The organism is Luteibacter sp. (assembly GCF_036499525.1).
In the GTDB taxonomy this organism is placed as follows: domain Bacteria; phylum Pseudomonadota; class Gammaproteobacteria; order Xanthomonadales; family Rhodanobacteraceae; genus Luteibacter.
Genome location: NZ_DASYDO010000034.1, coordinates 1 through 8,432 on the forward strand (window position 1 = coordinate 1; position 8,432 = coordinate 8,432).

Here is an 8,432-nt window from a genome sequence, read left to right on the forward strand (position 1 = left end):
GGCCAGCGTTTTGCCTCGGGCTTCCTCCGGACGTCCGGTCACCCGAAACGCCCTTGCCTCTGGCTAACCCTTCCCCTTGCCGGGTGGGTAGAGGAGTTGCACCTCCTAGCAGGTGCGCCCTGCCGGGCGCACCCAAAAAAAAGCCGCGGCCCGGAGGCCGCGGCTTTTCATCACGCACCGAAGTGCGCGAGTCTTACTTCATCAGGCCCGCGAGGGTCTTGCCGAGGTCGGCTGGGGACTTGACCGTGGTCACGCCCGCCTTCTCGAGGGCGGCGAACTTCGCCGCCGCCGTGCCCTTGCCGCCGGAGATGATGGCGCCGGCATGGCCCATGCGCTTGCCCGGAGGTGCAGAGGCGCCGGCGATGAAGGACACCACCGGCTTCTTCACGTACTGGCCGATGAACTCGGCCGCGTCTTCCTCGGCACTGCCGCCGATTTCGCCGACCATGATGATGCCTTCGGTCTGCGGATCGTCCTGGAACAGCTTCAGGCAATCGATGAAGTTGAGACCGTTGATCGGGTCACCACCGATGCCGATGCAGGTGGACTGGCCGAGGCCTTCGTTCGTGGTCTGGAACACTGCCTCATAGGTGAGGGTGCCCGAACGCGAGACGATGCCGACCTTGCCCGGCTTGTGGATGTGACCCGGCATGATGCCGATCTTGCACTCGCCCGGGGTGATGACGCCGGGGCAGTTCGGACCGACCAGGACGACGTCCGGGTGCGACTTCAGCACGTTCTTCACGCGCATCATGTCGAGCACGGGGATGCCTTCCGTGATCGTGACGATGATCTTGATGCCACCGGCGATGGCTTCGAGGATCGAGTCGGCCGCGAACGGCGGCGGCACGAAGATGACCGAGGCGTCGGCCCCGGTCTGGTCGACGGCGTCGCGCACGGTGTTGAAGACCGGCAGGCCGATGTGCTCGGAACCGCCCTTGCCCGGGGTCACGCCACCGACGATCTTCGTGCCGTAGTCGATGGCCTGTTCGGCGTGGAAGGTGCCCTGCTGTCCGGTGAAGCCCTGGACGAGGACCTTGGTGTTCTTGTTGATCAGGACGCTCATGTTGCTTTCGCTCCTTAGGCCGCGGCGGCCACGGCCTTCTGGGCCGCATCGTTGAGATCGTCGGCCGGCGTGATCGCCAGACCCGAGTTGGCCAGCAGTTCGCGGCCCTTCTCGACATTGGTGCCCTGCAGGCGTACGACCACCGGAATCTTCAGGCCCACTTCCTTCACGGCCGCGATGATGCCTTCGGCGATCAGGTCGCAACGCACGATGCCGCCGAAGATGTTGACCAGGATGGCCTTCACCTTGTCGGACGAAAGAATGAGCTTGAATGCCTCGGTGACGCGTTCCTTCGTGGCGCCGCCGCCGACGTCGAGGAAGTTGGCCGGCTCGCCGCCTGCCAGCTTGATCACGTCCATCGTGGCCATCGCGAGGCCGGCGCCGTTGACCATGCAGCCGATCGTGCCGTCCATCGTGACGTAGTTGAGGTTGTGCTGGACCGCGGCCGCTTCGGCGGCGTCTTCCTGCGTGAGGTCGCGCATGGCGATCAGGTCCGGATGACGGAACTCGGCGTTGTCGTCGGAGTTCACCTTGCCGTCGAGGGCGGCAAGGTTGCCGTCTTCGAGGATGGCGAGCGGATTCAACTCGACCAGGGCAAGATCCTTCTCGTTGAACAGCTTGTACAGGCCCATCATGATCTTGACGAGCTGGTTCACCTGCTTCGGATTCAGGTCCATCTTGAACCCGAGATCGCGGCACTCGTACGGCTGCAGGCCTTCCACGAAGTCGACCTGGAAGGTATGGATGTCTTCCGGCGTTTCGGCGGCCACCTGCTCGATGTCGACGCCGCCGTGCTTGGAGGCGATGAACGAGATCGACTTGGTGTCGCGATCAGTGAGGATCGACAGGTACAGTTCCTTCGCGATGTCGGTCGCGTCGGTGACCAGGACCAGGTTCACCGGCAGCGCGCGGCCGGCGGACTGGTAGGTTTCCATGTTCGTGCCGAGCATGCCCTTGGCGGCGGCGCGGACGTCGTCCAGGCTACGGCAGAACTTGACGCCGCCGGCCTTGCCGCGGCCACCTGCATGGATCTGGGCCTTCACCATCCACTGCGTACCGCCAAGGTGCTTGGCGGCATCGACGGCGGCGTCGGGAGAGTTGGCAGTCTTGCCCGGCGGTACGGCAATGCCGTACTTGGCGAACAGTTCTTTAGCCTGGTACTCGTGGAAATTCATTCGATACCTCGAGCGAACGGGAGAAAACGTGTGAAAGCGCGCCGGCCGTGAGGCCTGCACGGGGAGGGGGGAATCGATTGCGAGCTATTTCACGCAATACGGCCGCGTATTTTCCCGGAAGGCGCCCCGGATGGAAAGGGGCGACGGGACATTCCGCTATACTGAGACCTCATCTCGGGCCCGGGGGGCCCACCGCGGAGAAGCATCCTGGTGTCCACGCCCGCGTCGACCATTGCCGCCCGAGCCGGCGCAAACCAGGCCACCTCGCGCCACGAACTCTTCTTTTTCAACTACTTCCGGCTGGGCCAGGCGGCGGTCTACACCGCGCTGGCGTTCCGCCCGGAGCACCTGAACTGGCCGGCGCTGCCGGAACCCGTGTTCGCCCGGATCTTCGCCCTTGCCTACCTCCTGGCGGCACTGGTGATGGTCGCCCGCACCCGGCACACCTTGCACCGGCCGGTGCTGATCGTGTCAATTGGCCTCACCCTCGACATTGCCGCGGCGCTGCTGGCGCTCGTGCTCATGCACGACGTGCGCATGGGCGTGGCGATGATGCTCGCCGTGAATATCGCCACGGGCGCGCTGCTGCTGCCCTTCCGGCTGTCCATGTTCTTCGCCGCGCTGGCCACGCTGGGCATGCTGGGGCATTCGGTGTTCGACCTGACCACCGCGGACCCCACCGATCGCGAATTCGCCGAATACGGCCTCTTCGGCGCGGCCTACTTCGCCTGCGCTTCGCTTTGCTACGTGCTGGGCCGGAACATCCGCGCCTCCGAGGCCCTGGCCGAGCAGCGCGGCATCGACCTGGCCAACCTCTCGCAGGTGAACGAACTCATCATCCGGCGCATGAAGACCGGCGTGCTGCTGGTGGACGAGGGCAACCGCATCCACCAGCTCAACGAATCGGCCTGGATGCTGATGGGTAACCCGTCCGCCGGCCAGCGCGACCTGGGCAGCCTCGCACCTGAGCTTTCGCGGCGCCTCTATCACTGGCGCACCTCGGGAAAGCTGGACGAAAGCGCCACCATGCTCGCCGACGGCACCCCTGAAGTGGTGCCACGCTTCACTCGACTCGCACCCAACGACGATTCCCATGTACTGATCTTCCTCGACGACACCTCGCTGGTGTCGCGCCGCGCGGAGGAACTGACGCTTAGTTCGCTGGGCCGGCTGTCGGCCTCCATCGCCCACGAGATCCGCAATCCCCTCGCCGCGATCCACTATTCGGCCCAGTTGCTGGCCGAATCGACCGATATGAACGACACCGACCTGCGCATGGTCGAGATCATCAACAACCATTGTTCGCGACTCAACGAGATCATCGAGAACATCCTGCAGCTGTCGCGCCGCGAACGCTCGCGCCCCGAAACCCTCGACCTCGGCCAGTGGGTGCACCACTTCGTGACCGAGTACCGCCAGGGCAACGACCTTGGCTCGGACATCCTGCGCGCCGTGTCCGGCAGCGAGCCGGTGGCCGCGGTGGCCGACCCCCAGCATCTCCAGCAGGTGATCTGGAACCTCGTGCAGAATGCCCTGCGCTACGGCCGCCTGCCCGGCGAGCCCGCGCGCGCGATGCTCGTCGCGCGTCATTCCGAAGCCGGCATTCCCATCCTCGAGGTGATCGACCGGGGCCCCGGCATCCCGCCGAAGGTGGCCGCACAAATTTTCGAACCGTTCTTCACCACGCACGAATACGGCACGGGATTGGGCCTGTACCTCGCCCGCCAGATGGCGGAAGCGAACCAGGCCGCCCTCGAATACGTGCGCGTGGCGGGCGGCGGCAGCTGCTTCCGGATCAGCCTCACGCCTCCTGCGCGGACAGCGTCCGCGGCGCCCGTGGCGGTCCGCGCGTGAAGAACGCCCTTTGCGTATCCCGCCGGGGCGGTTACATTTGGACCATTAACCGAACCTTTCGGATCCAATGAGCAAGCAGACCGTACTGGTCATCGACGACGAGCGGGACATCCGCGAGTTGCTGACCATCACTCTCGGTCGAATGGAACTCGACGTCGACGCCGTGGGGAGCGTCAGCGAAGCGCGGAATGCACTGGCCGCGCGACGCTACGACCTCTGCTTCACCGACATGCGGCTTCCGGACGGCAGTGGGCAGGAAATCATCGAACTGATCGCCGCGAGCTATCCGGACATGCCGGTCGCGATGATCACGGCGTACGGCAACGTCGACGCCGCAGTGAACGCCCTCAAGGCGGGAGCCTTCGACTTCGTTTCCAAGCCGGTGGACATCCACCTCCTCCGCCGCCTGGTCCGCACCGCGTTGCGACTCTCCGAGGAACGCAAGACGGAGGCAGGCAGCAAGACCTCTGCCGGCGCCGAGCGCCTGATCGGCGATTCCTCCGCCATGACGGAGGTGCGCGGGAAGATCGCCAAACTCGCCCGTAACCAGGCGCCGGTGTACATCGCCGGCGAATCCGGCGTCGGCAAGGAACTGGTCGCGCGCCTTATCCACGAAATGGGCCCGCGTTCCGCCGGCGCCTTCGTCCCGGTGAACTGCGGCGCCATTCCGTCCGAACTGATGGAAAGCGAGTTCTTCGGCCATCGCAAGGGCAGCTTCACCGGCGCCCATGCCGACAAGGAAGGCCTGTTCCAGGCCGCCCAGGGCGGCACCCTTTTCCTCGACGAAGTCGCCGAACTGCCCCTGCACATGCAGGTGAAGCTGCTGCGCGCGATCCAGGAAAAGGCGGTGCGCCCCATCGGGGGCCGCGACGAAATCCCCGTCGACGTGCGCATCCTGTCGGCCACGCATAAGAACCTTGCGGCGCTGGTCGAACAGGGCCTGTTTCGCCAGGACCTGTTCTATCGCATCAACGTGATCGAACTGCGCGTGCCGCCCTTGCGTGAGCGCCGCGGCGACGTGCCCCGCCTGGCCGACTTCATCCTCCGCCAGCTCGCCACGGAGTCCGGCGGCTCGCCGGGCAAGCTCAAGGCCGAGGCGCTCGCCGCGCTGGAGGCTTATCACTTCCCCGGCAACGTGCGTGAGCTGGAGAACATCCTCGAGCGTGCGATGGCCATGTGCGAAGGCGATACGATCGAAGCCGACGACCTGATGCTGCCGCAGCGCACTGCGACTCCGGTGGCCGCCGTTGCGATGGAGGCTGTCCCTGCGGCGGTTGCACAGCCGATGGCACGTGCCGCGGCCAGTGCCGATGGCTCGCTCGAGGATTACATCTCGAACATCGAGCGCGACACGATCATCAAGGCGCTGGAAGAATCGCGGTATAACAAGACGGCGACGGCGAAGAAGTTGGGGATTACGTTTCGGGCGTTGCGGTATAAACTGAAGAAGCTTGGGATTGATTGATCCCTCACAAGCGCGACGCGTTACTGCTGGGGGAGCCGCGCGCTCATGCGCCTGAGTAGAGCAGTTGCACCTTTCCCTGTACCGATGAACAGTGCAACGGCAAGGCAAGAATTAAGTACCGTCAGCACAACCCACTGAACGGTACACGCGAATTCCCAACCGTCTGTCGGCAGTTGAAGCCATGGCGTTACAAACAGTGGCAGGCTCATCAGCCATCGCCAGCTTTCAATGGCGAATGACGCGTTGCACGGTGGGAAAACACAGGCGGTTCGCGAAGCGAGCGCCATCAAGGCAAGCCACAAATGCGCAATCACCGCCAGGACGACGAACCAGCCGCGCATCAACCAGCGGCTTCGTTCTTCCATATCCATTTTGACGCTCCCAGATATTTAAGCAACCATAAATGGGCAGTTCCCAGAGGGATATGGAAGGATTCTGAAAAAGGCGCCTGTCAGCGCAGATTTCATAATGGGCGCGCAAGGAGATCGATACGAGAGATGCAATCATTTGTTCTTTCGGCTAGAAACGGCCCAAAGAGGATCCGCTCATTTATCCAGCGATTGCCGGATGCATATGAACTTCTTTTCAGGAGCTCATCAAATGCCTCAGCTTTTATTGCACACGAAGCAATCGCATGATCATTTACCTCTTTCAGGAAGACGATCACCCTTTTCTGTGAATTGATATGGGATTTTAAGTCGTCAATTTCCGAAATCGAATCGATACCCTTAAGAAAGAATAAAACCGACAATGCCAGCATTCCGTACATTAGTGCCGTTAAAAGGTACTTCATTTCTGCATGCCCGCCGCAAATACGTCCTTGGCAAACTTATGGCAGAAGTTCATGGGATATCCACTGAATGGATTAATAGTGTAGGGGTACTTGCTTATATTCGCTTGCCTTTCCATGGCGAATGCCCACATCGAGAGGGCGTCGGCGTTCTTGCTATACGCCGTCACTACTGGTGTATAACCATGGCCCCAATCGGTCGAGATCTTCCCTAGTACAGATAGCAGCGATGACTCGGTGGGCTGTCCGTGCTCGTCGAATCTTACGGTACCAACATCATGCGGTCCGCGGACATCGCCGTACTTGCCGCCATATCGGCCAATATCGAAATAATGAGTCTCACCGGTCACCTCATTGATTGCAACGGCCCCCGAATGGCCAAGCGGTAACCTGAAGCCAAATCCGGTGTCGGCCATATAGTTAGGAAAATTGACGATCATTCCATCCAGCCCCTTCGGATCAATCCGTGTATATGGATCGCTCGCTACATATGCATAGGTCGCGATGCCCCCCATCAGCCCGATCGGATCACTCTGTACATACCGCCCAACGCTTGGATCGTAGTCTCGCCAACCATTCTGGAAGAGTCCCGTTACCGCATCGAACCGCTGACCTGGAAAACGCATATCAAAGACATACCGTACGCCATTTCCATCCGGATCTTCGTTCGGCGCATCGCTGCCGAAGGGTTCGCCTGTCATCGACCAAGCCCAGATAGCCTTGTCCTCAGCACTATCGACAATTACTCGCGGCGCACCGAGATGATCCGGTTGGATATCCAGGGTGCGTTCCCCCTCCAGGACTGCGACCGGGAGATCGCCGAGCCAGACTATTTGGCGGATAGCTCTGCCTGCTCCATCATAGTCGCCAATCCAGTGGCCGGCTTCATCGTACAGCGCCACGGTTGTCTCGCCCGCCACATACCGAGCGACCTGCTGGCCGGAAACGCTATAGACGTAGTTCATGCCGACGATACCGTCTACCTTGACCTGAACCATCCGCCCAGCGTCGTCGTAGACGAACTCGCGACGGTCGATGGAGGTGGTATTTCCCGCTAAGTCGTAAGTGCGAGGCGAACTCTTTGCGGACGGAGCGTTCACTAAAGCGAGGTACGCAGGAGTCGCTGTGTCGACCGACATCAATCGGTGACTTTCCGAAGCATAACGGTAGTCCTCATGAGTAATCCCCGAGAGACCGTAAGACATCTTTCGCGTCCGGTTACCGGCCTGATCGTAGCTGTAGTGGGCCGTGCCCGTGGGGGATGCGGCCGACTTCAGGCGGCCAAGACCGTCATACACAAGAACCAACCCCTCGGTACCAGACGAAATTCGTGAAACATGCCCTTCTCGGCCCCAAGCCAGCGATGCATTGAGGCCATCCGTCTTACCCCCGCTGAGTTCCGTCACTCGGCCATAGAGATCGTGAACTCGCTCAACATGGCGAGCTCCGGCATCCCATGATTTGATCGAGTTGAATGCGGTGTGTTCAATATTGCCGACTATGACTTTCAGATCGCCAGAGGGAAGCTCGCGCTCAACCGAACTTACGCCGCCCGCTGCATCATAGTGGTAGTGGATGATCGCGCCATCGGGAAGCGTGATAGTCGAAAGCCGGCCAGCGCGTGTATGTGTATATGCCACCTCAAGTTCTACACCACGAACCGTCTGCCTCTTCCGCGCGACTCGACCCGCGAAGTCGTAGCAGAAGGACATCGACGTGCCTGCGTCGACGACGGAAGAAGTTCGCCCGTTTGAATAGCGCTCGCCATCCAAGCAGGACGGATCGGCGATGTCATAGACGTACGCGGTAGACCGCCCGCCACTGTAGTTCGCCGATACGACCCTACCACCGGCATCGTGGCGGAAACTTATCACTCTTCCGTCAGCGTCGACCCTGCGAATTAGACGACCTCCAGAATCGTAGTCTCTAACCTCGGCGCCAGCCCCCTGCGTCAGAATAGTTGTCGCCCCGATAGATCCATGAACGGGGGCGCAGATGAGAGAACGAATTGGCTCGATACGGACAAGCATTCAAAGGCCGGGCGGTAGCGCGCATGCTGCCACCGGAGAGCACGTCACCGGA

At 61.6% G+C, this 8,432-nt stretch carries 7 protein-coding genes; 2 read left to right on the forward strand and 5 right to left on the reverse strand.

Annotated elements, in window-relative coordinates; genetic code table 11:
• Positions 1–193: 193 nt before the first annotated feature.
• Complete coding sequence (gene sucD / locus VGM71_RS07150; protein WP_331543438.1) at positions 194–1,066, reverse strand: succinate--CoA ligase subunit alpha; 873 nt, start codon at positions 1,064–1,066, stop codon at positions 194–196.
• 14 nt (positions 1,067–1,080) lie between these two features.
• Complete coding sequence (sucC, locus tag VGM71_RS07155; protein WP_331543440.1) at positions 1,081–2,241, reverse strand: ADP-forming succinate--CoA ligase subunit beta; 1,161 nt, start codon at positions 2,239–2,241, stop codon at positions 1,081–1,083.
• Between the two features lie 210 nt (positions 2,242–2,451).
• On the opposite strand from sucC, the gene VGM71_RS07160 reads away from it, so the two are divergent.
• Positions 2,452–4,095, forward strand: coding sequence for a HAMP domain-containing sensor histidine kinase (locus tag VGM71_RS07160; protein ID WP_331543442.1), 1,644 nt, complete (start codon positions 2,452–2,454; stop codon positions 4,093–4,095).
• Positions 4,096–4,162: 67 nt separating this feature from the next.
• Complete coding sequence (locus VGM71_RS07165; protein WP_331543443.1) at positions 4,163–5,560, forward strand: sigma-54 dependent transcriptional regulator; 1,398 nt, start codon at positions 4,163–4,165, stop codon at positions 5,558–5,560.
• 20 nt (positions 5,561–5,580) lie between these two features.
• Here VGM71_RS07165 and VGM71_RS07170 read toward each other — a convergent pair whose 3' ends face one another.
• From VGM71_RS07170 to VGM71_RS07180, 3 genes are all read right to left on the reverse strand, one after another.
• Positions 5,581–5,931 (reverse strand): hypothetical protein, encoded by a 351-nt coding sequence (locus VGM71_RS07170; protein WP_331543445.1) that lies wholly within the window; start codon positions 5,929–5,931, stop codon positions 5,581–5,583.
• A 92-nt stretch (positions 5,932–6,023) separates the two neighbouring features.
• Entirely contained in the window at positions 6,024–6,353 is a 330-nt protein-coding gene (locus VGM71_RS07175; RefSeq protein WP_331543447.1) for a hypothetical protein, read from the reverse strand.
• Positions 6,350–8,062 (reverse strand): RHS repeat-associated core domain-containing protein, encoded by a 1,713-nt coding sequence (locus VGM71_RS07180; RefSeq protein ID WP_331543449.1) that lies wholly within the window; start codon positions 8,060–8,062, stop codon positions 6,350–6,352. Before VGM71_RS07180 ends, VGM71_RS07175 begins: the two co-directional genes overlap by 4 nt.
• Positions 8,063–8,432 lie beyond the last annotated feature (370 nt).